The 25,538-nt window shown below is 41.5% G+C and carries 25 protein-coding genes and 1 pseudogene; 10 read left to right on the top strand and 16 right to left on the bottom strand.

Annotated features, from left to right (window positions below; all coding sequences use genetic code 11):
• Positions 1 to 32 precede the first annotated feature (32 nt).
• From cbpB to UB32_RS15165, 6 genes are all read right to left on the bottom strand, one after another.
• The gene (gene cbpB / locus UB32_RS15190) at positions 33 to 479 is read right to left on the bottom strand and encodes a cyclic-di-AMP-binding protein CbpB (RefSeq protein ID WP_044395152.1); all 447 of its coding nucleotides are present in this window, start codon (positions 477 to 479) and stop codon (positions 33 to 35) included.
• A gap of 132 nt (positions 480 to 611) precedes the next feature.
• Positions 612 to 848 carry a YkuJ family protein gene (locus UB32_RS15185; RefSeq protein ID WP_044395150.1) on the bottom strand — a complete coding sequence of 79 codons (237 nt, stop codon included), beginning with the start codon at positions 846 to 848 and terminating at the stop codon, positions 612 to 614.
• 197 nt (positions 849 to 1,045) lie between these two features.
• Entirely contained in the window at positions 1,046 to 1,702 is a 657-nt protein-coding gene (locus tag UB32_RS15180) for a DUF3993 domain-containing protein (protein ID WP_052807062.1), read from the bottom strand.
• A 211-nt stretch (positions 1,703 to 1,913) separates the two neighbouring features.
• Positions 1,914 to 2,150, bottom strand: a complete 237-nt coding sequence (locus tag UB32_RS15175) for a hypothetical protein (protein WP_044395148.1) — start codon at positions 2,148 to 2,150, stop codon at positions 1,914 to 1,916.
• A gap of 72 nt (positions 2,151 to 2,222) precedes the next feature.
• A complete protein-coding gene (locus UB32_RS15170) occupies positions 2,223 to 3,434 on the bottom strand; it encodes an EAL domain-containing protein (protein WP_044395145.1) in 1,212 nt (403 codons plus the stop codon).
• 181 nt (positions 3,435 to 3,615) lie between these two features.
• A complete protein-coding gene (locus tag UB32_RS15165; protein ID WP_052807061.1) occupies positions 3,616 to 3,840 on the bottom strand; it encodes a hypothetical protein in 225 nt (74 codons plus the stop codon).
• A gap of 168 nt (positions 3,841 to 4,008) precedes the next feature.
• Here UB32_RS15165 and UB32_RS15160 point away from each other — a divergent pair, with 168 nt between their 5' ends.
• Complete coding sequence (locus UB32_RS15160; RefSeq protein ID WP_044395143.1) at positions 4,009 to 4,893, top strand: metallophosphoesterase; 885 nt, start codon at positions 4,009 to 4,011, stop codon at positions 4,891 to 4,893.
• Here the strand turns inward: UB32_RS15160 and UB32_RS15155 are convergent, their stop codons facing one another.
• A complete protein-coding gene (locus tag UB32_RS15155) occupies positions 4,894 to 7,011 on the bottom strand; it encodes a putative bifunctional diguanylate cyclase/phosphodiesterase (RefSeq protein WP_241768521.1) in 2,118 nt (705 codons plus the stop codon).
• Positions 7,012 to 7,247: 236 nt separating this feature from the next.
• On the opposite strand from UB32_RS15155, the gene UB32_RS15150 reads away from it, so the two are divergent.
• Positions 7,248 to 7,718, top strand: coding sequence for a YkyB family protein (locus tag UB32_RS15150; RefSeq protein WP_044395140.1), 471 nt, complete (start codon positions 7,248 to 7,250; stop codon positions 7,716 to 7,718).
• 141 nt (positions 7,719 to 7,859) lie between these two features.
• Here the strand turns inward: UB32_RS15150 and UB32_RS15145 are convergent.
• Positions 7,860 to 8,312 (bottom strand): annotated as a pseudogene (locus UB32_RS15145) (chemotaxis protein CheW); the annotation flags it as partial.
• A 166-nt stretch (positions 8,313 to 8,478) separates the two neighbouring features.
• Here UB32_RS15145 and UB32_RS15140 point away from each other — a divergent pair.
• A complete protein-coding gene (locus UB32_RS15140) occupies positions 8,479 to 9,630 on the top strand; it encodes an aminotransferase A (protein ID WP_044395138.1) in 1,152 nt (383 codons plus the stop codon).
• 151 nt (positions 9,631 to 9,781) lie between these two features.
• On the opposite strand, the gene UB32_RS15135 is transcribed toward UB32_RS15140, so the two are convergent.
• The 5 genes from UB32_RS15135 to UB32_RS15115 all read right to left on the bottom strand — a co-directional run bounded on the left by UB32_RS15135 (position 9,782) and on the right by UB32_RS15115 (position 13,654).
• Positions 9,782 to 10,663 (bottom strand): NAD(P)-dependent oxidoreductase, encoded by an 882-nt coding sequence (locus tag UB32_RS15135; RefSeq protein WP_044395136.1) that lies wholly within the window; start codon positions 10,661 to 10,663, stop codon positions 9,782 to 9,784.
• Between the two features lie 247 nt (positions 10,664 to 10,910).
• Entirely contained in the window at positions 10,911 to 12,626 is a 1,716-nt protein-coding gene (gene ptsP / locus UB32_RS15130) for a phosphoenolpyruvate--protein phosphotransferase (RefSeq protein ID WP_044395134.1), read from the bottom strand.
• Positions 12,626 to 12,892 carry a phosphocarrier protein HPr gene (locus UB32_RS15125; protein WP_044395131.1) on the bottom strand — a complete coding sequence of 89 codons (267 nt, stop codon included), beginning with the start codon at positions 12,890 to 12,892 and terminating at the stop codon, positions 12,626 to 12,628. The genes ptsP and UB32_RS15125 overlap by 1 nt, the downstream gene beginning before the upstream one ends.
• Before the next feature lie 294 nt (positions 12,893 to 13,186).
• A complete protein-coding gene (locus tag UB32_RS15120; RefSeq protein WP_044395129.1) occupies positions 13,187 to 13,378 on the bottom strand; it encodes an aspartyl-phosphate phosphatase Spo0E family protein in 192 nt (63 codons plus the stop codon).
• An 81-nt stretch (positions 13,379 to 13,459) separates the two neighbouring features.
• Positions 13,460 to 13,654: a hypothetical protein gene (locus tag UB32_RS15115; RefSeq protein WP_044395127.1), complete on the bottom strand. Its 195-nt coding sequence runs from the start codon at positions 13,652 to 13,654 to the stop codon at positions 13,460 to 13,462.
• A gap of 248 nt (positions 13,655 to 13,902) precedes the next feature.
• On the opposite strand from UB32_RS15115, the gene UB32_RS15110 reads away from it, so the two are divergent.
• The 3 genes from UB32_RS15110 to UB32_RS20865 all read left to right on the top strand — a co-directional run bounded on the left by UB32_RS15110 (position 13,903) and on the right by UB32_RS20865 (position 16,386).
• Positions 13,903 to 14,091 (top strand): YkvS family protein, encoded by a 189-nt coding sequence (locus UB32_RS15110; RefSeq protein ID WP_044395125.1) that lies wholly within the window; start codon positions 13,903 to 13,905, stop codon positions 14,089 to 14,091.
• A gap of 207 nt (positions 14,092 to 14,298) precedes the next feature.
• Entirely contained in the window at positions 14,299 to 14,958 is a 660-nt protein-coding gene (locus UB32_RS15100) for a hypothetical protein (protein ID WP_044395121.1), read from the top strand.
• A gap of 1,335 nt (positions 14,959 to 16,293) precedes the next feature.
• Positions 16,294 to 16,386 carry an aspartyl-phosphate phosphatase Spo0E family protein gene (locus UB32_RS20865; RefSeq protein ID WP_084221864.1) on the top strand — a complete coding sequence of 31 codons (93 nt, stop codon included), beginning with the start codon at positions 16,294 to 16,296 and terminating at the stop codon, positions 16,384 to 16,386.
• A 9-nt stretch (positions 16,387 to 16,395) separates the two neighbouring features.
• Here UB32_RS20865 and UB32_RS15090 read toward each other — a convergent pair whose 3' ends face one another.
• The gene (locus UB32_RS15090; protein WP_044395117.1) at positions 16,396 to 17,445 is read right to left on the bottom strand and encodes a YkvI family membrane protein; all 1,050 of its coding nucleotides are present in this window, start codon (positions 17,443 to 17,445) and stop codon (positions 16,396 to 16,398) included.
• Positions 17,446 to 17,721: 276 nt separating this feature from the next.
• Here UB32_RS15090 and UB32_RS15085 point away from each other — a divergent pair, with 276 nt between their 5' ends.
• Positions 17,722 to 19,872, top strand: coding sequence for an ATP-dependent Clp protease ATP-binding subunit (locus tag UB32_RS15085; protein WP_044395115.1), 2,151 nt, complete (start codon positions 17,722 to 17,724; stop codon positions 19,870 to 19,872).
• 277 nt (positions 19,873 to 20,149) lie between these two features.
• Here UB32_RS15085 and UB32_RS15080 read toward each other — a convergent pair whose 3' ends face one another.
• Positions 20,150 to 21,844 (bottom strand): M3 family oligoendopeptidase, encoded by a 1,695-nt coding sequence (locus UB32_RS15080; RefSeq protein ID WP_044395113.1) that lies wholly within the window; start codon positions 21,842 to 21,844, stop codon positions 20,150 to 20,152.
• Between the two features lie 98 nt (positions 21,845 to 21,942).
• Positions 21,943 to 22,392, bottom strand: coding sequence for a MarR family winged helix-turn-helix transcriptional regulator (locus UB32_RS15075; protein ID WP_431305976.1), 450 nt, complete (start codon positions 22,390 to 22,392; stop codon positions 21,943 to 21,945).
• A 221-nt stretch (positions 22,393 to 22,613) separates the two neighbouring features.
• Between UB32_RS15075 and UB32_RS15070 the strand changes: the two genes are divergently transcribed.
• From UB32_RS15070 to UB32_RS15060, 3 genes are all read left to right on the top strand, one after another.
• Entirely contained in the window at positions 22,614 to 23,183 is a 570-nt protein-coding gene (locus UB32_RS15070; RefSeq protein WP_044395108.1) for a LemA family protein, read from the top strand.
• Positions 23,183 to 23,923 (top strand): TPM domain-containing protein, encoded by a 741-nt coding sequence (locus UB32_RS15065; protein ID WP_044395105.1) that lies wholly within the window; start codon positions 23,183 to 23,185, stop codon positions 23,921 to 23,923. Before UB32_RS15070 ends, UB32_RS15065 begins: the two co-directional genes overlap by 1 nt.
• A 177-nt stretch (positions 23,924 to 24,100) precedes the next feature.
• Positions 24,101 to 25,333: an MFS transporter gene (locus tag UB32_RS15060; protein WP_044395102.1), complete on the top strand. Its 1,233-nt coding sequence runs from the start codon at positions 24,101 to 24,103 to the stop codon at positions 25,331 to 25,333.
• The last annotated feature ends 205 nt before the right edge of the window (positions 25,334 to 25,538 follow it).

The following is a 25,538-nucleotide window of genomic DNA, read 5'->3' as shown; positions in this document are numbered from 1 at the left end:
TTAGCTCCCGAATTCGGGAGCTGGCTCAAGCATTATTTTCTATAATTTCTTTTTACCTCGTTCGACAATCTCAGCAAAACAGAACGTCTTGTCAGAATTCCTTCAAAGATCCCTGACTGATCTTCTATGCATAGAAACGGATTATCAACCAGCAAATTGAGGGAAGATTGCAGATTCGATTGGACATTGATTCTGGGAATTTCTGTGTTCATTGCGGATTCAACTTTTTTCGTATCCAGCTGCTCAAATTCAATTCTTTCAAGGCCAAGGATGGAATCCATTATGATTGGCGTGCTGATCAAGCCCATTAATCGATATCGGGAATCAAGTACAGGAATTGCTGTATATCCGCTCTTTGTCAGGACAAGCAGGGCGTGCTCAAGACTGTTGCCGACTTGGACGTGAGCTACACGTTCAGAAGGAATCATCAGCTCCTTAACCGATAATCCCAAAAATTCACCGCTATAAAGACTTATCATGGCGAAAACTCCCTAAACTGGATTTCTTTCCATTTCATTTTATCATAAAATAAATGAAGCTGCTTTTATTTAGTTTTTTAGAAAACAACAAAAAAGGACCGCAAAACATGGCCCTTTTGGTATGATTTTTGATTACTGAATTAGGTCAAAGATCTCAATCGTAATCATATCGATATTATCGAACTGGTATTTCTTTGGCTTTTCCTTATCGTTGTATACTTCCAGTTCATATGTTTCCGTTTTCGGATGATATGTAACCTGGCATTTCCGTTCCCCTTCTACCTCAAAAAAGCGTTGGGAAGGCTCCCCTCCATTGGACTGCTCTTGCAGATTCTTTAAACGGGTGATAATTCCTTGAAGCTGTGACATTGTGCTCCCTCTCCTTTCAAAACAAAAACCAATAACTTATCAATAGATTTTGCAATTGGCGAATTTATATCCATGTAAAATAATTTCAGAATTTTCTATACGCAATTCTTTACATGTCAATATTAACAGAATAAAATATTGTCAGACGATGTACAAGTAAAAGCTTTGCGAAAAGGAGTTTTTTTTGAAAAGCACCTTTATAGTATCCAAAATAAAATGGTCCTTGTTTCGTTCCGGAATACCACCCCTAGTTCCAAGAACATCTTCAATGCGGAGAAATTCGGCCCATAAACAATGTCACTTAAGAACGGTTTTTCCCTTTCGGATATAGCGCTGTCACGACTCTTGATTTTTTCCGGATATGCCTGTTGAATTACTTCTTGAGGTATCTGATCATACCAATAGTCAGCAACCTTCCATCCATCCTTTTCCCTAACAAGCTGCAGTCCTTCATAATGGTCTTCATAGCCTACAGGTCCCTCCTTATTCGCAGGAAAAAATTCAACAACATATACTCTATTTGCGGATTGCACTACGCGTGTCTTTTCGGAAAAAGCGTAAAACGGAATATAGTAAAGAGCAAAGTCGGTACCGTACGTCTGGAAATTATTTTCCTGACCGACTACGTTTTCTTTAATGAATCCCGACTTATACGCTTCTGTAAAATAAGGGTCAAGGATGCTGTCAATCTCCGCCATCGATCTCCCCTTTTCACTTAGAGAGACCTGTGATTCAAAAGCTTTCTCGAGGAATTCAAAAACTTCTTCCCTGCCATGCAGATCGGACTGTGCAAATGCATGCGCCGGGGTGTACAAAATAATAATGCCAAATAATAGCGATAATAGCTTGTCCATTTTTCTCCCCTCTTTCTTGATCATTGATACGTACCATTTTACCAATATTTACCCAAGAAGATGATGATATTCTTTCGTAAAATAACCTCATCATCTGACATAATCCACGGCTTATTATTCTCCAATTACCCTAAACAGGCACGAATTAACGGGAAAGCTAAAAAAAATGTTGGTTTTTCAGGAAAAAAAATAACCCCCTATTAGGGGGTTATTACCTAGCAATCACCGCAAAATAGATGACAAACAACAGGGCGATGAAGCCGAAAATGATATAGGTTAAAAAGATTGGATTGCGAATATATGCGTGCTCCTGGACAACGTCTGGAACTTGGGAATCAAGATTTCCCTGAGCTCTCTTCTGCCCCTTGCCTAATGACCATGTATAGAAAAGACCGCCGACCAGCACACCCATACCTGCTACTAACAGCAATGTCATATAAATACTCATCTGAATCCCCTTTATAAAAGGCTGTATTGATAACTTATCCAAGATCCGTTTTCCTATTCATCCTTGATTCTGTCAAAATAAACCTTCTCTATCATGCAAAAAAGATGCACAAAGGTCAACGAACAGAAACTCCATTTCATTTAATTGCAGCGAAAAGGTTCTAATGACTTCTCCAGTTTCGATATCACTGTAGCGATCGGACAAAATCCCTTTTTTGCCGCCTCTCATTCGAATGATATTCTCCAGAAAGTAAGGGCGCCAACTCCAGTTCTTATTTTCATATTCCGGCTGCAACACCCATTCTCGGCCAACTTTATAAAGATTCGGTGACAGCTGAAATCCGTCTTCATCACATACATAAATCCGGAACGCTACCCCGTCCAAACGATCCCCGAGAGCCAGCAGCAACTCACTTGATTTTTGTTCTTTTTTGTATTTGCTGATCCATTCCTGTAACTTGCTGTTCAATTCGATCCTTAAATCATAGAATACCTGAAGCCGTTTTTTCTCAGATAAAATAAATCCATGGATTTCGTCCTTTAACTTATGCTTGAGTATTTCTTTGTCAACTAATCCAATATCAGGTTCTTTTAAGTAAAATCCCTGATAAAATCTCCCGCCGTTTTTCCAGGCGAATTGTAGCTGGTACGTGGTTTCGATGTTTTCAAATAATATTGCTGCACCGATTTTACGCGCAAGGATAGATAAAGAATGAAGAACATCTAAGTGTGCCGGACCGGTGTTATGAGAGCGAAGCGAGGACATATCAATCTTTAGTATTTCTGGTTCAATACCTGCAATCCTGTGTAAATAGCTGCTTTCACTGCCTACTTTATCCAAGGCGATTTTTATTCCGTAGGATTTATAGTACTTGATTAGGTGCTCGATCTGGCTCTCGTATTGCCGATCGGTAATACCTAGGACAATTTGTTCTGGACGCATGCCTTTTTCTTCAAAACTGAGAAGCAATTGCAAAAAACCTTCTCCAGCATCCATCATTAATAAATTTGCATTCCTGTTAATGAACCAAAGCAGTTCTTCGTTCCCGCTTTCACCGGATACTGTTTCTAGAGCTTTGCCCAGTAACACATTCTCCACTTCGATCCGGTATTCTTCCGGTATCATTTCATCTGCAAAAAAAGAATCAAGCCTAAAATCACCCTTATTGCCAACATATCTTCCTACTATTTGATAACCAATGATTTTATGTTCCTCGGCGTTAAAAATCGGTTGATAGTATGGAACAACATGCTCAAGGTCCGTCAAAATATCAAGAGCATCCAAAAAAACTCAATCCCCCCTTCAAAAATCGGCGCATACTTCAATCCACTACTTTGTTATCACCGATTTTACCACAATATGCTCCATGAAGCTTTTTAATGAGTTGCAAAAAACAAAGGGATCAGCAACTGGGGAGAGAATTGGCAAGGAGAAAAGCTGGGTTTCCTTCTACCCTTGTCTTTTCTTACTTTTCTCCGCTTTTCTCCTCAAGCGATTTGTGAAGTTTGGCTATAGATTGAACAATTGTCCTTTTTTTATTAAATCCCTTTGCTGTTGCCGATATCCCATTAAAGACAGCAACCGAATGTCCCCACGTTCCCAACCGGTCAAAACCGGAAACAAAAACTTTTAAATAACCATTTTTCAACGGGATTAACATTATTTCCATTCTCATTTCATAATATTTCATCAGCAACACCTCATTTGCGGATAGGACAAGTTATGTTTTCCTATCTCTTCCCCGGAGTTATGATCAAGAAACACAATAATATCGTCTCTGCCCTGAAAATGGTACTTCTTTTTTTCATGGATGTTTGCTAGGATAGGATAGAAAATTCGGAGATAGGCTGGTACTTTTATGACTGATCAAATTACTCGGAGGCAGTTTATAAAAAAAACAATTGGGACACTATTGACTGCTGGCGGACTAACCACTTCCGGTTATTTCTATGCAAGAGAAATCGAGCCCCGAATGCTTGATATCACTAGTCACACTATCGGGAGCACTAGGCTGCCGGCTGGGTTTGATGGGGTGAAGATCATTCAATTCAGCGATACTCATCTTGGTTTTCAATATACAGTTGAACAGCTTGGAAAGCTTGTGGCGCAGATCAATGAACTGAATCCTGATTTGATCGTATTTACAGGTGATTTACTCGATGATCCCCGGCGATTAACAGAGGAAAAAAACAAAATCATTACGCTGTTAAGTCAGTTAGATGGACCTCTTGGAAAATTTGCTGTCTATGGAAATCACGATCATGGAGGATATGGCTCCGACTTATATAAACAAATGATGGAACAATCAGGTTTTACCTTGTTGCTGAACGATTCTGTTGCTGTCAAGCTTCTTGATGGCAGTTCTATTTGGATTTCCGGTATAGACGATGCCATGCTTGGCAAACCGAATTTTGCAGAAGCAATGACAAAAGTTCCAGAAGGCTCTTACACGATCCTCTTGTCTCATGCTCCTGATAAAGCCGATGAAGCAGCACAATATTCGATTCAATTGCAGCTGAGCGGACACAGCCACGGAGGTCAAATCCAGATCCCCTTTTATGGCCCGCTCATTACTCCTCCTTTTGCGGAAAAATACGCAGAAGGTTTCTATGGTGCAGCACACAACAAGGAGTTTAAACTATATGTAAATCGCGGACTGGGCACTACCAGGCTTCCTTTCCGGTTTTTGTCCCAGCCTGAGCTTACATTGTTTACGTTACGCCTCAACAAAACAAGCAGCTGATCAGCTGCTTGTTTTCGATCTCAGGATGAACCTCTCCTCTGCCTCTTCCACCTTTAAGGGTTTGCCAAAAAAGAACCCCTGTGCTTTCTCACAATCGGCATCTTTCAGGAACTCCACTTGATTCTGCTCTTCAACCCCTTCAGCAATCACTTCCATGCCCAGGCTTTTTCCAAGGTGGATAATCGTAGTAATGATCGCAGCGTCCTTTCCGTTATACTTAATATCTCCTATGAAACTCTGGTCAATTTTCAAAACATCAATCGGGAACTGCTTTAAATAACTTAGCGAAGAATAGCCCGTTCCAAAATCATCAACAGCAATTTTGATTCCCAGATTTTTTAACCGGTTTAGAATGGGAATCGCTTCTTTCGTATCCTGCATAACACCCTCTGTGATCTCAATTTCCAAAAGGGAAGGATCGATACCGTGCTTCTCGACCGCATGATGGATTGTCTTAACTAAATCCAACTGCAAAAATTGCTTTGGAGAAATATTGACGGCAATTCTGACCTCCTTCTTTGCCTTCTTTGCCCATTCCCTAATTTGCCAGCACGCCCTGTCAATGACCCAGTTGCCGATTGGGATGATCAATCCTGTATCCTCTGCCAGCGGAATAAATTCAGCTGGCGAAATAAAGCCTAGGTCAGCACTATTCCAGCGCAGCAAAGCTTCAAAGCTGGGTATCTCATTGGTAAGTAAGTTCACTTGCGGCTGAAAATACAGTTCCAGTTCCTCCCGTTCAATGGCTTTGCGTAAATGCGACTCAAGCGTAATGACATTAATACCCGTTGATTGCATGTCTGAACGATAAAATTGGTAATGTGCCTTTCCTTTTTCCTTAACGCTATATAATGCTTCATCCGCATATTTGATCAATGATTCAGCGTCTCTGCCGTCATTAGGATACAGGCTGATTCCAATGCTCGGTGTTATGTAATACTCCTGGGAATTGAAATAAAAGGATTCATTAAATTTGGATAATATTTTTTGTGCGAATTTTCCTGCAGCAGCTCTGCCTGTTTCTTCTAGAACAAAGATGAACTCGTCCCCACCCTGCCGATAGACAGTGCCGTTTTCTTTTTTGATTTCAACTAGCCGATCGGCCACCTGTTTGAGGATCTGGTCGCCAACAATATGCCCAAGTGTATCGTTCAAATACTTAAAGCGATCGATATCGAGAAAGAGAAGCGCAAAAGGAGAATTTTGCTTCCCACGATTTTTTACATGACGATCAAGGTGGTCGAGAAGCGCCCTTCTGTTAAACAGCCCTGTCAGCTGGTCATGGAACGCCATGTATCTTATCAACTCGTTACTTTTCGCCTGTTCGGAAAGATCTCGTATGATGATATACATTCCTGTTATTTCAGAATGGATTACGATTGGTATCGTCTTCAATTGGACGGTCAGGAAATTGCCTTTGTGGTGTACAAAGCGGCAGTCCAAAGATTCCTTGGCATTTCCTAACTTCGTTTCAGTCAAGAGCTCGTTAAATAACGGCAGATCTCTCCCGCATATCAAGCTGGTAATCGACCGCAATCTTAGCTGTCTGTCCGTATATCCAGCTAATTGTTGCGCCGCGGGATTCACATCTACGATTTTTCCTTTCAGATCGATGGAAAAAACAGCATCAAGATTATGGTCAATAAGGGAACGATAACGCTGCTCACTATCAATCAATCTATTTTTTTCTTTCAATGCTTCGGTAATATCCCGGGTGACTGCTACAACATATTGGATCTCTCCTGACTCATCCTTGACTGGAGTCAGCAGCGTCTCACCAAGAACCTGTCTGTCATTATCCAAATCGACCTCGACCTGGAAAACAACCTCCTCTTGATTTTTCACCGCTTTTATATACTGTTGCTGCAACGGCAGCAGTCGATCAGGCGGCAATACTTCCTCCATCGTCTTGCCAATATCAAGCGAGTCCATTCCGGCATGAAGGAGTCCGTTTTCATTCGCAAATAAGTAACGAAATTGATAGCCTGGTTCAACCTTCATGATAAAAACTAAATCCTTCACATGTTTAAAGATAATATTTGAAATCATCTGGCTTATTTTATTGGAAGCTAGGAAGCTCCTTCTTTTAGTAGTTCGTGTATGCTTCTTCTGATTCATCTAACCATCCTCATTCCAATAGTACATTCGTACCTGGTCCATGATCCGATATCGTTTTCTTCCTATTTTACCTTTTCCTATAAGGAAAAACGATAAAAAGATTACAAATTTTCAGTATTAAGCAAATCTTATTTGAATGAAATACTTTTATTTTTCAAAAAGCTAAAGAAAAGGTATAATAAAAATATGGGTACCCAACCTGTACAATTTTAAATGAAGAAAGGAGCCCTGACCCATTGAATAAGGAAAGGAACCAGATTCCCCAACTCAGTCCAACGATTGAGAACCTCTCGCAAGCTATCTTCACCGTGAATCGTCATGCCAAGACTGCTCCAAATCCGAAGTTTTTGTATCAATTAAAACAGGATGCTCTCAAAAAAATGCTCAGCGAAGGAAAGGCCATTAAGACCGGTCTCCATTTCTCAAACAATCCCAGGAACAGTCAGCAGCAATCAGATGTACTGGTCGTTTGCGGGGATTATACCTTCCATATCCCGCCGACTAAACAGGATTTTGAGCAGCTCCCCCATTTAGGAAAGCTTGATCAAACTGTCAGAAACCCAAGATCAGCGATATCGCTGACCAGCGCGAAAAATTTATTGTCCTCCTATACAGGCTTAAAAGAAGCCCAGGAAGTTTCCAGTACTTCCAGGACAGGGAAATATGTAAAACCCGTATTCAAAAAGCTTGGCGAAAGATACCCGTAAACGAAAGCTGGAAGCCCAGCTTTCTTTTTTTATAGAAGCTTATTAAAGCAGTTTATCCCTTTTCTGAACCAGCTTGTGCGATCTCCGGCTGGCATCGGCACCCACAACACTTCCCTTATGGTGCTACTCGTTCGCAATCAACAATGAGAGAATCATCTTTTCAAGGTCTAGGAAAAGAACCATTTCTCCTCCTAACTTGATCACACCAATCACGTGGCTCTCCTGTCCCTGATACAGATCGGATCGTTTTTCGATTTGAGTTGATGAAATACGATGGATTTGTGAAACAGTATGCACGTGAAATACCGTCTTCTGTCCATTGAATTCAGTCACGATAAACTTATCCATTTGTGGATCGGCAGACTGCGTTAAGCCCAAAGCAGCGGCCACATTGATGATGGGAAGCACCTCTCCCCTCAGCTCCATGATTCCCTCCACATATGGATGTGACTGCGGAATCTCGACTACCGGTACCGGTTGAAGAATTTCTTTTACTTTCATGACATTAATGGCAAATTTATTCTGTCCGATGCCAAACTCGACAATTTCCAGTTCCTTCATATCCGATTCTAATAAAATATGGGTATCATTCATTATGCTCTTCCTTCTTTTTTAGAATATATGTACTATATACCTATTATCGGCAGATCCACTAATCGTTTAAGCAAAAGGCTTTGGTAAAATAGAAAGTGGATATTTTAGCGACATACTATTTGCAGCATATGGTAAAATAGAAAGGATCATTGGAGGGATGTCATACGTGGAGCATTTAATTAATAATCGGGTTAAAAACATCGAGATATCAGGGATTAGGAAATTTTTCAACATGGTTGCCCATGTGGAGGATATGATTTCTTTGACGATCGGACAGCCTGACTTCCAAACGCCTGAACATGTGAAAGAAGCAGGCAAGCAGGCAATAGACTTAAATTTCACTACATATACTCATAATGCCGGTCTAATAGAGCTTAGACAAGCTGCAGCGGATTTTTATAAAAAGAAATACCATATTGAATATTCAGCCGAACATGAAACAATCATCACAGTAGGAGCAAGTGAGGCGATTGATATCACCTTTAGGACGATCTTGGATGAAGGCTGTGAAGTGATTCTTCCCGGACCAGTTTATCCAGGGTACGAACCGATCATCAAGCTTTGCGGGGCCACTCCAATCTATGCGGATATCAGGAACACGGACTTCCGGATGACTGCCGAACTAATCGAGAGCCTGATTACCGAAAAAACAAGGTGCATCGTTCTTCCATACCCATCGAATCCTACCGGGGTCAGCTTGACGGAGCCAGAACTTCAGGAAATTGCAAACCTGCTAATTGACAAGGATATTTTTGTCCTGGCTGATGAAATATATAGTGAGCTGGTTTACGAACAGCAGCATGTATCGATTGCGCAATTTTTGAAGGAAAAGACAATTGTCATTAACGGACTTTCCAAATCCCACTCGATGACAGGCTGGCGGATAGGAATGCTTTTCGCTCCTGAATATTTGACAAAGCATATTCTGAAAGTCCATCAATACAATGTGACTTGTGCAACTTCAATTTCACAAATGGCTGCGTTAGAGGCTTTGACGAACGGGGTTGATGACGCATTGCCAATGAAAGATGAGTATGCCATCAGGCGCGATTATGTATTCAAAAGACTCCAATCCATGGGCCTTGAAGTAATCAAGCCTGAAGGAGCATTCTACTTCTTCATTAAAATTCCGGCAATCAATATCACTTCATTTGATTTTTGCATGGATTTAGTCAACGAAGCAAAGCTGGCAGTTGTTCCTGGGAGTGCTTTTTCTGAATTTGGAGAGGGGTATTTCCGTCTTTCCTATGCCTATTCAATGGACACGCTAAAAGAAGGGCTTGACCGCTTGGAAGGATATCTACTTTCCATCAAATGAAAAGCGGACGGAGCTGAATCATTCTCATTTTGTAAGAAAAACCGGGCAAACGGCGCCCGGTCCTTTTTTGGTTTTGCTGATCATCGCAGGCATTCCCACCTCCATAAGGGCACCTTTCATGCCGAAAGATACCCTTATGTTTTTCAATTTACTATGATTGTTTCCAGTATTTATAAAGCGCCTGTGTGCCACTGTTTTCTTCGCCTTTCTCCGCTAGCTGCTCATACATCGAAAGCGCCATCGAGAGGCCAGGCACTTCCATGTCCATTCGTTTCGCTTCATCTAGGGCGATTTTCATATCCTTGATAAAGTGCTTGATGAAGAAACCAGGTTCAAAATTGCCTGCGATCATTCTTGGAGCCAAATTGGACAATGACCAGCTGCCAGCAGCACCGGTAGAAATGCTTTTCAAAACGGTCTCCGGATCAAGCCCAGCCTTTTCAGCGTAGATGATTGCCTCACAAACACCAATCATATTCGAAGCGATTGCAATCTGGTTGGCCATTTTTGTGTGCTGGCCAGCACCTGGCTCTCCTTGATGAACTATATTCGTGCCGAGTACCGAAAGCAGTGGTTCCACTTCCTGAAAATCCTGCTCATCGCTGCCGACCATAATTGCAAGTCTGGCTTCACGAGCACCGACATCCCCCCCAGAAACTGGAGCATCAATCGCATGGATTCCTTTTTCTTTTGCTTTTTCATGAATTTTCTTTGCCAAGGATGGAGTAGATGTTGTCATATCAATGAGATAACTGCCTGGTTTTGCATTTGCGATCAGCCCATCCTCTCCTAGGTATACTTCCTCCACGTCTGATGGATAACCGACAATTGTAAAAACAACGTCTGCTCTTTGAGCAAGCTCCCTTGTTGACTGTGACCAGATCGCACCTTTTTCTAGTAATTCAGCTGCCTTTTCTTTTGTTCTGGTAAAAATCGTAAGCTGGTAGCCTGCTTCTAGCAGATGGCTGGCCATGCTTTTCCCCATCACACCCGTTCCGATGAAGCCAATAACTGTATTTTCTTTGGATAGCATATGTACTCCTTCTTTCGTTTTATTTTTAACTAAATAGTAATTCTATTCTACCATTAGAATTTTAATAGGCCGAGAAATTAATCTCGGCCATCACTTAACGAGTTTCAAAAAAAATGCCGGCTGATGAACAGCCGGCAAAGGTCTGGGGGAAAATGAGAATGATTAGCTTACTTTCAGTCTAACCAAAGTGCTTACTGTTTTATTCCCGTCTTCCACTAATTAAAACATTTTTCCTGTTACATTTTTATTACAAAGCGACGAATTTGTTTACTGCTTCGACTACTTCTTCTGTCGTGCTCATGTTTACTACTTCAGAAGCAAGCTTTTCCATCTCGGCTTTGTTCAGATTTCTGATCAAAGAGCGTGCCTTCAGAATAGAAGAAGCACTCATGGAGAATTCGTCGAGTCCAAGTCCAATCAGGATTGGAATCGCAGTCTCGTCTCCAGCCATTTCCCCGCACATGCCTGCCCATTTTCCTTCTTTATGTGCTGCCTCGATAACCATTTTCACCAGTCGAAGGATCGATGGATTATACGGTTGATATAAATAAGAGACCTGCTGGTTCATCCTGTCGGCAGCCATCGTATATTGAATTAGATCATTTGTTCCGATACTGAAGAAGTCCACTTCCTTGGCGAACTGGTCTGCTAAAACTGCAGTGGAAGGGATTTCAACCATGATTCCTAATTCGATGTGAGCGGCAACCTCGATGCCTTCCTCTTCAAGCTTAGCTTTCTGTTCTTCGAGCATCGCTTTTGCTTCCCGAAACTCATTTATAGTAGCAATCATTGGGAACATAATCTTTAGATTGCCATAAACGCTGGCACGCAACAGCGCGCGTAATTGCGTACGGAAAATTTCTACTTCCTCGAGACAAAGACGGATCGCCCTGAAACCAAGGAAAGGATTCATTTCTTTTGGTAAGTTTAGATATGGGAGCTCTTTGTCTCCGCCAATATCCAAAGTACGGACCACGACTGGTTTGCCTTCCATTCCTTCAAGAACAGCCTTGTATGCTGTAAACTGTTCCTCTTCGGTAGGAAGCTGGTCCCTGTCCATATAAAGGAATTCTGTACGGTATAGTCCGACTCCCTCCCCGCCATTTTCGACTACCCCTTTTAAATCTTTCGGTGTCCCGATGTTGGCGGCAAGCTCTACATGATGGCCATCTGCTGTTACTGATTTTTCATTAACAAGCTTGGCCCACTCTGCTTTTTGCTTCTCAAAGTCTTCCTGTATCTGTTTATACGCATCCAGCATCTCAGGAGTAGGATTAAAATGAACTTCGCCTTTTAATCCATCCACAATGATGAGATCGCCATTATTGATTTCTTCCGTAGCTACCTTCGTACCAACAACCGCAGGAATTTCCATAGAACGAGCCATAATTGCGGAATGAGAAGTGCGCCCGCCAATATTGGTTGTGAAACCCTTTACAAACTGGCGATTTAGCTGAGCAGTATCAGATGGAGTCAAATCCTCCGCAACAATCACTACTTCTTCGGCAATCATGCTTGGATTCGGGATCTGAATTCCCAACAGATGGGCAAGCACACGCTTCGTTACATCGCGAATATCAGCGGCGCGTTCTTTCATGTATTCATTGTCCATGGACTCGAACATGCTAATGAACATGTCCCCAATTTCTTTTAATGCTTGTTCTGCATTGACCTTTTCAGTGGTGATTTTATCTTCAATGGGTGAAATCAGTTCTGGATCAGATAATACGAGAAGATGTGCATCAAAAATTGCTGCTTTATCTGCACCTAAAGCCTTTCCAGCATGGTCGCGGATCTTTTCAAGCTCAGCTTTTGCCGTCTGAAGCGCTGTTTGAAATCGTGCAACCTCTTCAGCAGGTGCATCTACCGATTTTTTTTCAAACGAAAAATCTGGCTCGACAAGCTTATAGGCTTTGGCGATGGCAATGCCATTTGAAGCAGCAATTCCTCGGAGAAAGCCCATTACTCTGCTAAACCTTCTCTTTTAAGTGTTTCTTCAAGTGTATTTAACGCATCTTGCTCGTCGCTTCCTTCAGCAGTGATCGCGATTTCAGCGCCTTGCCCGATTCCTAATGACATTACACCCATGATAGACTTAAGGTTAACCTTTTTTTCTTTATATTCTAAGTGGATTTCTGAATCAAACTTACTTGCAGCCTGCACAAGTACTGTAGCAGGGCGAGCGTGGATTCCTGTTTCAGCAACAACCTTAAATTGTTTTTGTAACATATTAGATCAATCTCCTTTAAATTAAAATAGATGGTTTAGATGATCATACATGATGCCTTCCGAACTAAATGCTTCCTGGTCAAAATGATATTTCTATTCTACCCATTTATGCTGTTCATTCACACCATATATAATTTCCAATCATTTCCTCGTAAACATGGATTGGCATCCCACACAAAAGAATAGCATTTCACCCTATCATTAGACAACGAAAAAACGTTATTTTTTTAAGGTTTTCTTCATTTTTTTACATAAAACGTTTTCATTGTAACGATATTGACAAAAGAATATTCGTTATATGCCGCGTATACGGCGCTTTGATAATGCATTCACATCCTCCTGCAACATATTTAACAGCCGATCTAGTTCCTGGCTTACTGATATGGTCTGAACGCTGTGAAAACCGGTTTCTTTTGCCAAAGAAATCATTTCTTTTCGTTTTTGTTCGATTTCTTCTTTTATATTAATGCAACATACAGTTTCCATCTGCGATCACCCCATCAGTATATGTTACCATTTTACTATCTTTGCCCTAAAAGTGGTAGGAAAATCTCCCTGTTCACGAGTTCAGCTCCTAGGTTCATCCATATATCGATAAATAACATCCCCGCCTCTTTGGGCTATCCCTCTGAAATGCTTAAAGTCATCCCGCTTCACAATTGCTTCACGAAAAACCATAAAGTCTTGCTTAGCAACAAAGATTTCTTCCACCTCTCTGCTTTTCAAGTTTTCAAGCATTCTCTCCGCCTGTTCCTTGTCCATATTTCACACCCCTTACAACAAATCGATAAAACTATTTTATCTCCTATTTTTTCTTTTGCAAATTTGGTTGATTCAAACCTGGCTCAAAAGGTTATTATTCTATATAATAAATTATAAAATTGAATTTTCTAACTTTTACATTTGTAAATTTCGTGAACATTTACAATGTACAACAGATTTTCCTTTACGCCTCGAAATTTTTAAGGCAAAATGTTAGTAATTCGAACTATGACGAAGGAGCGAGTTATATGATAAAAGCTGAAGTTGGAAATGTTGTCGAATTCAAACAAGGATTACAGGGAGTTGTAGAAAAAGTCAATGAAAATTCTGTAATTGTTGATTTAACCTATATGAGCAATTTCAGAGACTTGGAATTAGACCAGCGGACAGTAATCAATCATAAACACTATAAAATTGTAAAAGAAACAGCCTATTAATATACGAATGAAAAGTAATCTTGGCTGCTTTTTTTGGAAGCCCTTCCAGCCTGTAAGAATTTCTTCAGCAATTGGTTTAGTAGGTACTTTTCATTATTGCCGAAAATACTTGTCCATGTTATTTTGATAAAGGATTGTAACATTGATTCTTTATTTTCGTCTAGTATGGTAGAAAACAGCAAATGAAATGACAGGAGGACATTCGGCATGAACAAATGGAGAAAACCATTCATATTCGTCGGCTTATCAACACTTTTGCTCACTGGCTGTGGATCCGCTACGGAGTCTGATAAAACGGCGAACCAGACACCGGAATCACAGCAGGCATCTGCGCCAGAAGCTTCAAAGGAAGAGCAGCCCGCAGCGGAACAGGATAAGAAAAAGGAAGAAGGTTCGATTCGGGTCCTCGAACAGAACCTTGATTATACTTTGAACGGCGAACAGAAACAGCAAACCGGCTTTCTTAAGAATAGCTATAACCAAAACTACTCCATGTACGTCTTGCCTGAATATGAATGGACTGCAGAAGAACCTAACAAGGATGTTCTAATGCTGACTGAGGATGACAGTATCTTTATGAGGATCGAATTGCTTCCAGCAGATACAGAATGGGCCAGGGCCGAAGAAAATGCCAAGGCACAGCTTTCTGCTGCCGGAGCTGAGGTAAAAGAAACGGCAATGCCGGACGACGCATTTTTCAGCAACGCTTGGGGTATGGAAACAAAAAACGGAGCAGACAATATTACCACCTACCTTATTAAAAATGAAGAACAGCCTCTAAAACTAACTCTCTTCACAAAAGAAGGTGCCGACCATCGGGATGCCTTTATCCAAATGGCGAAGACAATCATGAAACAACAGAAGTAATAAGAAAAACCGGGCAAAAACCGCCCGGTCTTTTTCCGTTTGGCGGTAAGGAAATCCCACGAAGGATTGCATGCCCGAAAGATTCAAGCGCTCCAAGCATTAAGAGGAATAGCCATTATCACGGCGACAAGCATTATCGCGGAAATCGTTTCGTTCAGACGTTTTACTACACCGGCATTTCAATAGGAACCATTCGATTGATGAAACGATGAAAAGAACTGTACTATTGAATGCAGTACAGTTCTTTTCATCGTTTGTATTCCGTGAGCACTGGCCTAACTAACTTAATAATATCAAAAAGTCTGTGCTCATGCGGGTTTTCCTTGTCATTTTGTCTCTCCAAAGAGGCATTTTTTGTTGAATTATCTAGGTGCGAAACTTGAGTTGATAAATAAAAATTAAAGTACCCCGGGATTAAGCCCGGGGTGCCATCAAAATACTAGCATATGTAGAGTTTCCACCCGGCATAATTATTTTCGAACCAGAAGCACTCGTTCTTACCTGATCGGCCCCCCAGCATCTAGTGGCTCCTCCTCCTGCAAATGTGAAGGCGTAAAAGATGTTGAAAATAGAAGCGTTATTGCCAAAAGTATGATTGAGTTAAATTTTCAGTATTTTCATTTTAAATAATCCCAGTTATCTATTTTTATAGTTTAGATATTTAATTTCTCTTTAATTTCTTCGAACGACCTATCAAAATTAAGTTTTTCTTCAGTACCTTCAGAACGTAATAATGACCTCATGTTTTCAAATATACGCTTGTCAACGTGAGGGAACTCACTTTCAAAGTTCATCTTTTTATCAAGTTCATTAAGTAAATAGCAAATAGAAGAATGTGTTACTGGCAACTCGTTTTTGATGCTATTACTATTTTTTTGGAATGCTATTAAGTAATTTTCGATGTTGTTGGGGCAATCTAGAAACGTTTTACCTGTATCTGGACGGAAAGCAAAAGATGATTTATAAAACCAATTAATTAACATTCCTAAAAAAGCGAAGATTGACCCTACTTTTTTTCTGCATCTTGATCATTAAAAAATAGATAATAATCGTAGTTAAATTTCTTATGCCAATCTATACTTGTATCGAACGCTACCAAATTCACAATTTCAAAAAGTTCCTGTAGTTTTTCTTTATTAATTCTCACCCTTTTTTTCAAAAGTTATTAATATTACCTTTTTAATTGTAATTTTCCAAAATAAAATTGTAAACTAAAAAAATAATAATACATAAATGTAAATATGTGGCCTTAGTGAGTTAGCTGGTAAGCTATAAAGCTCTAGCCAATCCATTCATGGCTTCTCCTTTATTTAGCCCACGATGTATCCTTCTTAGGTGGGGACTGCTGAAGGTTTCAGCAGCAGTCCAGAAACCATCCGATTGAGTCAAAGCTTAGATAAGCTGATATTGAAATATCAAAAGCTATAATAACCCTTTTTATGGTCGCTTTTGTAAATGGACAGGTTTCATCCACAGTAAAACCATGAATACTAGGCTAATGTAGCCGAATACCGGATACAGGAACGAAAGCAGTGTTCCATAATCAATCAAGCTGATGAAATAACAGATCAGGAAGAGAAAAGAGACGATTAGCATGCTAGGAAGTTTAAGATGCTTTTGAATCTGTCTTTCGAGACCATAAATATTGCCGATTACAGAAGTGAAAATCTCACCATATACAATTAAGACAAAAATCCAATAAAGGCCGGCTGCCAGCTGTTTCATGATTACCGCCATCGGGATTGCAAATGTATCAAATCCTGGAAGCATTATCAAAGTCAAGTGACTTGAAAGCAAAATCACTGTCAAAGCAATGCCTCCAATAATCCCTCCCCACTTAACTGTCTGATCGTCCTTTATCTCGGCTGCAACTGGCACCAGCACTGCCTGGGCAAGAGACAGGTTTAGAGCGGTATAGGAAAACGGACCAATCACCGCTTTCCATCCATCCTCGGCATAAGGAATATAAACAATCTGTTCGAAAAATCCAGGCAATCGAACGGAAAGGGAAAATAAAATCAAACTAAACAAAATCATCATTGGAACGACAAAGGTGTTAACAGCAAAAACACCCTTTAGGCCTACGATCATCACACCAAGTGACAAGGCAATCGTTACAAGAATTCCTAGCGATTTCGTTAAACCAAGCTGTTCCTCAAATACCGCTCCAGCCCCAGAAAGCATAACGGCACACACACCAAGAAGCATGAACAGCATCAATACATTAATGATTCTTCCAAAAAATCGCCCGAATAAATGCACATTCATTTCTTCATACGAATGAGCCCCGATCGATGCTGCCATGCGCATCAATTTAGACCCCATATAAGTAAGAATGGAACCAGCGATGAAGACTCCAAGCAGTCCAAAAATGCCAAAACGGGAAAAAAATTCAACGATTTCCCTCCCGGTCGCAAAACCAGCTCCCACCACTGTGCCGACATAAACTGCAGCGATTTGAAAGGCAGCACCCCAATTCGTTTTCAAAGCGTTCCCCCTCTCTCTTTTTCAATATATGTTGGAAAAGACAAACCATGACGAGCTTTTTTAATGGGCCAATTATGGCTATTTGGAATCGACAGTAATAGGAAGCATTCAAATAAAGAAAAACCATTTATGACCAAAAATTACTAAGAAATTCCCCAGGCAAAACTCTTGAAAGTCAAAGAAGGTCAAAGTATACTATAAATAAATTGATCAAAGATAGTCAAAGTCAACTTCATCTTTGGTTTTTTAAATGAAAAATTTGAAGGAGGAATTTAAATGCTTTGCCAAATTTGCCAGGAAAAACACGCAAATATTCAATTAAAGGTAAATGTTAATGGGAACCAGAAGCATTTAATGCTCTGTGAAGACTGCTACCAAAAAGAGAAAGAAAAATTAGGTGCCACATTTGGCAGCCCGATGTCCGGATTTACCGGACTTGGCGGTTCACCGTTTAATGATATGTTCAAACAGTTCTCTGGGAATATGAATCAGGCACCTTTCAATCCATCTGCTGCTGCCCCCAAGACAGCCAGCGGCGGGAACGGCTTGATTGACCAATTTGGCAGAAACCTGACTCAAATCGCCAAGACTGGCTTGATTGATCCCGTTATTGGTCGGGATGAAGAAGTAAAACGTGTGATTGAAATTTTAAATAGAAGAAATAAAAACAACCCTGTGCTCATCGGTGAACCCGGTGTAGGAAAAACTGCAATTGCTGAAGGCCTTGCCTTGAAGATTGTCGAGGCTGATGTGCCAGAAAAACTGAAGAATAAAGAAGTTTATCTATTGGATGTCGCTTCCCTCGTATCGAACACCGGAATCCGTGGTCAATTCGAGGAACGAATGAAGCAATTGATTTCTGAATTGCAGGCACGCAAAAACATCATTCTTTTCATTGATGAAATTCACCAGCTTGTAGGTGCAGGCTCTGCGGAAGGTTCTATGGATGCAGGCAATATCCTGAAGCCAGCGCTTGCCCGCGGCGAACTTCAAGTAATCGGTGCAACAACCCTGAAGGAATACCGCAAAATTGAAAAAGATGCAGCTTTAGAAAGACGATTCCAGCCTGTCCATGTATTAGAACCAACTGTCGATGAGGCAATCGAAATCTTAAAGGGAATCCAGTCCAAGTACGAGGATTTCCATCAGGTAGTTTTTGCCGATGAAGCCATCAAGGCATGTGTCCAGCTTTCTCACCGTTACATCCAGGATCGTTTCCTTCCAGACAAAGCGATTGATCTGATGGATGAAGCAGGATCCAAGCTAAATTTGATTTCTGATTATCCAAATATTAATGATGCTGAAAGCCGCCTTGCTGAACTTGCGAAGGAAAAGGAAGCAGCTTTAAAGCAGGAAGACTATGAAACTGCTGCCAAGCTCCGGGATGAGGAAGCGAAGCTTGAGAAAGCACTCAGTGAAAATGGCAATGCTGAGCGACCTGTAGTCAAGGTAACGCACATCCAGGAAATCATCGAGAAGAAAACTGGCATTCCTGTCGGCAAGCTTCAGGAAGACGAACAGGAAAAAATGAAAAATCTTGTTGCCAACCTGAATGGAAAAGTCATCGGGCAGGAAGATGCTGTGCAAAAAGTGGCCAAAGCAATTCGCCGTAGCCGGGCAGGTCTGAAATCAAAGAACCGTCCAATCGGCTCATTCCTGTTCGTCGGTCCTACCGGTGTCGGTAAGACTGAACTATCCAAGACTTTGGCAGAGGAACTCTTTGGTTCAAAAGATGCAATGGTGCGTCTCGACATGAGTGAGTATATGGAGAAACACAGTGTTTCCAAGCTGATTGGTTCACCTCCAGGCTATGTAGGCCATGATGAAGCTGGCCAGCTGACGGAAAAAGTTCGCCGCAACCCATACAGCATCATTTTGCTGGACGAGATTGAAAAAGCTCATCCAGATGTACAGCATATGTTCCTGCAAATCCTCGAAGATGGCCGCCTAACTGACAGCCAAGGCCGAACAGTAAGCTTTAAAGACACCGTCATCATTATGACAAGCAACGCAGGTGTCGGACACAAAACCATCAAGGTAGGCTTTGGTCAAAATACTGCTGTCAATGAATCAAGCATTCTCGATTCACTAGGAGGATTCTTCAAGCCAGAATTCCTGAACCGCTTCGACAGTATCATTGAGTTCAAGTCTCTTGAGAAGCAACATCTGCTCCAGATCGTCGACTTGATGCTAGCAGAACTGAAAGAAACACTTGCAGAGCAGAACATCACCCTCGAAGTGACAATGGAAGTGAAGGCAAAGCTTGCGGAGCTTGGATACCACCCAGCATTCGGTGCCCGTCCACTGCGTCGTTCCATCCAGGAACAACTAGAGGATTCCATCGCAGACTTCATCCTCGAAGCACCAGAAGCAAACCAGTTGGAAGCAGTCATGGAAAAGGACGAGATTATCATCAAGCAAAAATAAGTATTTATCGTATGCCCGAGGTTTTGTAACTTCGGGTTTTTTTAAAACCTGGAATAGACAAATGAACAAAGAACGAAGCATGTAAAAATTTGAAACCCGCACTAAAATGCGGGCTTTTGTTTTGGAATGGCACCAACGATGTTTATTGATGACCTTTTTTCCTCTGATTATCAAAAAGCGGGCACCAATAAGGGATAGGACCTAAACAAAAAAAACTGCGCCAAACTGGATTTCCATCAAGTTTGGCGCAGTTTGGACTCTCTTTGTTTCTTTGTTTTTACAGTGCGCTGTCGTCGACTGAATCTAGCCAGCTGTCGATTTCGTCAATTACTGACTCGACACAGCCTTCTTCGAATGGGGAAATCAAGTTCGCTTCCTTCACCAATTCAGTAAAAGCCATGCTTCCGCCTAGCATGCATAGATGCGCGTAGTCTTTCCAGGCTTCTTCCTTGTTTTCCCTTGAACGCTTCCAGAATTGGAATGCACAAATTTGGGCAAGCGTGTAATCAATATAATAAAATGGCGAGTTGTAAATATGGCCCTGACGCTGCCAGAATCCACCTTCTTCAAGATATGTGTTGCCATCATAATCTTTGTGCGGCAGATATTTTTTCTCGATTTTGCGCCATTGCTGTTTTCTCTCCACAGGTGTTGCCTGAGGATTTTCATAAACCCAGTGCTGGAATTCGTCAACCGATACTCCGTATGGCAAGAACAACAGACCGCTGCTCAGGTGAGAGAATTTGTATTTATCGGTATCTTCTTTGAAAAATAACTCCATCCACGGCCATGTGAAAAATTCCATACTCATGGAGTGAATTTCACATGCCTCATAGGTGGGCCAGTTATACTCCGGAATCTCAAAATGACGGCTTGAGAATACTTGGAAGGCATGTCCTGCTTCATGTGTCAGAACATCAATATCTCCGGATGTGCCATTAAAATTCGAGAAAATAAACGGTGACTTATAGTTTTCAATATATGTGCAATAACCGCCGCCGGCTTTCCCTTTCTTGGCAACGAGATCCATCAGATTGTTATCGTTCATATATTGGAAAAACTCACCCGTTTCAGCCGAAAGTTCATCATACATCTTCTGCCCGTTTTCAATGATCCACTCAGGGCTTCCCTTCGGTGCTGCATTCCCCGTCTTGAAATCGAATGGCTCATCATAATATTTCAACTCATCGACACCAATTCGATCTTTCTGGCGTTTTTTTAGCTTCGACGCTACCGGTACGATGTATTTATATACTTGGTCACGGAAAGCCGCAACCATGCTGCTGTCATAATCTGTTCGAAACATCCGATAATAAGCAAGCTCGACAAAGTTTTGGTAGCCAAGCTTATGGGCCATTTCTGTCCTTACTTTTACCAATTCGTCATAAATACGATCAAACTCTTCCCCGTGCTCAGAGAAAAAGGCGAATTTCGCTTCACTGGCTTTTTTTCTCGTTTCACGATCTTTTGACTCTGTAAAAGGATCAAGCTGAGCGAGCGTCCTTTCTTCTCCCTCGAACATGATTTTTGCTGATGCAACAAGCTTTGTATATTGAGTCGAAAGTTTGTTTTCCTTTTGCATCAAAGGAACAATTTCCGGAGAAAATTGCTTCAATTGTGCCTCAGCAAGCGCAAACAGCTGCTTGCCCCATTTTGCTTCAAGCTCGGCACGGAATGGAGATGACACAAGTGCTTCATAATATTTTGTCACAAGACCTTCTACCTCTGGAGCCAGTTCATCGAGAAAATCCTGTTCTTGCTTATAAAATTCATCCTCAGTATCAATCGAATGACGAATATAGCATAGGTTAAACATGGTCCCCACATCGTTTCGCAGCCCGTTGATTCCGTCCATTGCTACACTTTGTTCCTCAACTGATTCTGCCTGTTTGAATTGTTCCAGCAGCCGATCGAATTTAGCAGTGACTTCGTCCAGATTCGGCCGTGTATATGTATATTCCTCAAACCTCATCTTATATCCCCCTTTATCTTTTTAGGGTGAAAATTCACCCCGTTGACATCTATTCTATGGACACCGCTGTTTTTCCTGTGACTTTCCGAAAAAATATGTTAATACTTGCTTACAGAAAGCCCTAATTTTTTTAACAGCTCGATTGCAGTACCTTTTTCCTCATCTGACAGGCTGTCCATCAATTCATGAATCAAGGCGCTGTGTTCCGGAAAGATATCCTCAATTAATTTTTTGCCATCTTCAGAAATTTGGGCGTAGGTCACCCTTCGGTCTTTTGGGCATGCTACTCGATTTAAGTAGCCCTTTTCTTCAAGCTTATCCACTACATAGGTGATACTGCCGCTTGCAAGTAAAATCTTTCCGCCAATTTGCTGAAGCGGCTGCTCCCCTTTGTGGTAAAGAAGCTCCAGCACGGCAAACTCTGTTGGATTCAGGCCATTCTTTTGAATAACCTTATTCACTTTTTCATTAACTGCCCGATAAGCCCGGGACAAAACAATAAATAATTTTAAAGATTTTTCTATCTCCATGTTCATACGCAAATTCATTCCTTTTCCTTAAACGACTATTCCCTAATTAGAGTATATCTGAATTCACGAATTAGAAAAACTATTCCTGTTCATTCTCTGAACAAAACGCTAAAACAATTACAAAAAGGTTAAAATCCTGTATAATAAGGGAAAAATACTGGCATCAGTGCAAATTGCAGGGAAATTTCATGCATTCTGTTGCAACACAAGCCTAGAATAGAGAATTGGGAGTGTCTCAAATGAAAAAAGGTTTAGCAATTGTTATCGGTTTATTGGTGGTACTTGGAATTTTTATCATGATGGGAGTTGGCAGTTACAACAACTTTGTCACGGAAGAAGAAAATGTCAATCAATCATATGCCCAAATAGAGAACCAGCTGCAAAGAAGACTTGATTTGGTTCCTAATCTTGTGAATTCCGTCCAAGGGTATGCCGCACACGAAAAAGAGGTAATTCAATCCATTTCCGATGCCCGTGCAAACCTTGCCGGCGCAAATACACCTCAAGAACAGGCGACTGCAAATGATGAATTATCAGGAGCTCTGAGTAGATTGCTAGTGGTCGTCGAAAATTATCCAAACTTGAAAGCAGATCAACAATTCACCCAATTGATGGATGAGCTTGCCGGAACAGAAAACAGACTAGCTGTAGCAAGAAAGGATTACAACGACCAGGTATCCATTTATAACAAATTGGTTAAACAATTCCCAGGTGCCCTAATCGCAAACATTACTGGATTTAACGAAAAGGAATATTTTAAAGCAGACCCTCGGGCACAGGATGCTCCCGAGGTTAACTTCGGAGGCTGATGATGATCCCGAAAAGATTCTCCGGATTAGCAGCGCTATTCGGCATCCTGCTCATGTTGCTTCCATCCGGTGCAATCGCGGCACCAAATGAGATACCGGCACCTGTTGGAGATATATATGTTCAGGATTTCGCAAATGTATTAAGTGAAGAGGAAAAAACTCAGTTACGCACCATTGGCCGTGCGGTAGATGATGAGACAACTTCACAGATTGCTGTCCTAACCATTGATTCGATCGGTGAGAGCAGCATCGAGGAATACTCGGTTGAGGCATACCGTAAATTTGGCCTTGGGACGAAAGAAAACGATAATGGCGTATTGCTTGTTATCGCCATGCAGGAGAAGAAAATCAGAATTGAAGTTGGTTATGGACTTGAGGGGGTTCTTCCCGATGGAAAAGCAGGGAGAATCATTGACGAATATGCAATTCCCTATTTAAAAAACGGTCAACCTAATCTGTCAGTAATAAATACGTATCAGGCACTCGCAAATGAGCTGTCAAGTACGAATGAATACGGGAGTGCCGCACCCACCACCCAAAAGCAACAGGATTTCCCCATCCCTTCCTGGCTGCTGATCATTATCGTAGTCGGTGTGGTCATCCTCGATTTTATGTTCTTTGGTGGTACCCTTACCTATTTGCTATTGTCGATCATTTCAAGAGGCGGAGGCGGTGGTGGCGGTCCGCGCGGCGGTGGTGGCGGATCGTCCGGCGGCGGCGGCGCAAGTCGTGGCTGGTAAAAATCACAACCTATTGCAAAAGGTTAAATCTAAAACAGGAAACACCAGCAGCAATTGCTCTGGTGTTTTTTTTGTAAAAAATAGTAGACCTATATTAAGAAGCTATTCTTTTCTTTTTCGAGATTTTTTTATAGAATGATATGTAGGAAACCGAAATAAATTTCAAAGGAGACAAACATGAGTCAAACAGCAGCTGCTATCAGCGCTAAAGCGCCAAACCCAAATACAACAGCATATAAAATACTTTTTATCATCGGATTGGTCCATTTATTGAATGACTCGATTCAGGCCGTCATTCCGGCGATGTTCCCTATACTTGAGAAATCGATGGGCCTTTCCTTTACTCAGCTGGGAATGATCGCCTTTTCCTTGAATATTGTTTCTTCCATCCTTCAGCCAGTAATTGGGATGGCAACAGACAAAAAGCCGAGGCCGTTTGCGCTTCCGCTTGGCCTAACCTCCACGATGTTCGGGGTGTTAGGCCTTGCTTTTGCATCGAGTTTTGAGCTAGTGATTCTTTCTGTTTTATTTATCGGCCTTGGATCAGCTGTCTTCCATCCAGAAGGGTCACGTGTTGCCTATATGGCAGCAGGCTCGCGCAGAGGATTGGCACAGTCCATCTATCAGGTTGGCGGGAATTCCGGACAGGCACTTGCACCGCTGATCACGGCGTTAATATTGGTACCGCTTGGGCAATTCGGTGCTATTTGGTTTACATTTGTAGCTGCCATTGCTGTAGCTCTGCTTGTCTATATAGCAACATGGTATACTCGTAAATTGAACTTTGAAAAAATTGCCGCCAGAACTAGACAAGCCACCACAAAGATCAATAAAGGCATTTCGAAAAATGTCAAGATGGCTCTTATCCTGATTTTATTTTTAATTTTTGCAAGGTCTTGGTATATTTCTGGCATGACAAATTTCTATGCTTTTTATGCGATTGACAAATATGGTCTTTCGATTAAAGAAGCACAATTGTTCCTGTTTGCTTTTCTTGTTGCAGGCGCGTTCGGAACATTCTTTGGCGGACCGCTCGCTGATCGATTTGGAAAGAAGAAAATCATTTTCCTTTCCATGATTGCGACTGCACCATTGTCGGTAATCATCCCATTTATGCCGCTCCCAGTTGCTATATTCCTTTTGACCATTAGTGGTTTCATTCTGATGTCGAGCTTTTCTGTTACGGTTGTATATGCCCAGGAACTTGTTCCCGGAAAAATCGGAACAATGGCCGGGCTGACTGTCGGATTGGCTTTTGGTATGGGAGCAGTTGGTTCTGTCGGGCTTGGCTATCTCGCTGACATGATTGGGCTTCCAATGATGATAATCTTTGTCGGCTTCCTGCCACTGCTAGGAATTCTAACGGTGTTCCTTCCATCAGATCGGGAATTGGCAGAGTGGAACAGCTGAGAATTTTCTGTTCCTCTCCACCACCGTTTCTTTAACCATAAATGAAAAGCAGCATGGCTAAATATTAAATTTTCTAAAATTTTGATATTTAGCCTTCAAATTTCGATAAACATTACATATAATGAAGTTATAGCTGAAAGGAAAAGCGCAAGCGCCTTGATCAGCCCCGACAAGCGCTGCCCACCGATAACGCCACGTCCTGTGG

The organism is Mesobacillus subterraneus (assembly GCF_000934845.1).
GTDB classification, from domain to species: domain Bacteria; phylum Bacillota; class Bacilli; order Bacillales; family Cytobacillaceae; genus Mesobacillus; species Mesobacillus stamsii.
Note: the sequence above shows the minus strand (reverse complement) of the source record. Positions and strands in the feature narration are given on the sequence as shown.

Coding starts and splice junctions, on each gene's coding strand:
- UB32_RS15135 (WP_044395136.1), bottom strand. CDS start 10,663: ATGCTATCCAAAGAAAATACAGTTATTGGCTTCATCGGAACGGGTGTG.
- UB32_RS15125 (WP_044395131.1), bottom strand. CDS start 12,892: ATGTTACAAAAACAATTTAAGGTTGTTGCTGAAACAGGAATCCACGCT.
- UB32_RS15180 (WP_052807062.1), bottom strand. CDS start 1,702: ATGGACAAGCTATTATCGCTATTATTTGGCATTATTATTTTGTACACC.
- UB32_RS15160 (WP_044395143.1), top strand. CDS start 4,009: ATGACTGATCAAATTACTCGGAGGCAGTTTATAAAAAAAACAATTGGG.
- UB32_RS15065 (WP_044395105.1), top strand. CDS start 23,183: ATGATGATCCCGAAAAGATTCTCCGGATTAGCAGCGCTATTCGGCATC.
- UB32_RS15080 (WP_044395113.1), bottom strand. CDS start 21,844: ATGAGGTTTGAGGAATATACATATACACGGCCGAATCTGGACGAAGTC.
- UB32_RS15165 (WP_052807061.1), bottom strand. CDS start 3,840: ATGAAATATTATGAAATGAGAATGGAAATAATGTTAATCCCGTTGAAA.
- UB32_RS15110 (WP_044395125.1), top strand. CDS start 13,903: ATGATAAAAGCTGAAGTTGGAAATGTTGTCGAATTCAAACAAGGATTA.
- UB32_RS15120 (WP_044395129.1), bottom strand. CDS start 13,378: ATGGAAACTGTATGTTGCATTAATATAAAAGAAGAAATCGAACAAAAA.
- ptsP (WP_044395134.1), bottom strand. CDS start 12,626: ATGGGCTTTCTCCGAGGAATTGCTGCTTCAAATGGCATTGCCATCGCC.
- UB32_RS15085 (WP_044395115.1), top strand. CDS start 17,722: ATGCTTTGCCAAATTTGCCAGGAAAAACACGCAAATATTCAATTAAAG.
- UB32_RS15070 (WP_044395108.1), top strand. CDS start 22,614: ATGAAAAAAGGTTTAGCAATTGTTATCGGTTTATTGGTGGTACTTGGA.
- UB32_RS15115 (WP_044395127.1), bottom strand. CDS start 13,654: ATGGACAAGGAACAGGCGGAGAGAATGCTTGAAAACTTGAAAAGCAGA.
- UB32_RS15175 (WP_044395148.1), bottom strand. CDS start 2,150: ATGAGTATTTATATGACATTGCTGTTAGTAGCAGGTATGGGTGTGCTG.
- UB32_RS15100 (WP_044395121.1), top strand. CDS start 14,299: ATGAACAAATGGAGAAAACCATTCATATTCGTCGGCTTATCAACACTT.
- cbpB (WP_044395152.1), bottom strand. CDS start 479: ATGATAAGTCTTTATAGCGGTGAATTTTTGGGATTATCGGTTAAGGAG.
- UB32_RS15185 (WP_044395150.1), bottom strand. CDS start 848: ATGTCACAGCTTCAAGGAATTATCACCCGTTTAAAGAATCTGCAAGAG.
- UB32_RS15155 (WP_241768521.1), bottom strand. CDS start 7,011: ATGAATCAGAAGAAGCATACACGAACTACTAAAAGAAGGAGCTTCCTA.
- UB32_RS15075 (WP_431305976.1), bottom strand. CDS start 22,392: ATGAATTTGCGTATGAACATGGAGATAGAAAAATCTTTAAAATTATTT.
- UB32_RS15060 (WP_044395102.1), top strand. CDS start 24,101: ATGAGTCAAACAGCAGCTGCTATCAGCGCTAAAGCGCCAAACCCAAAT.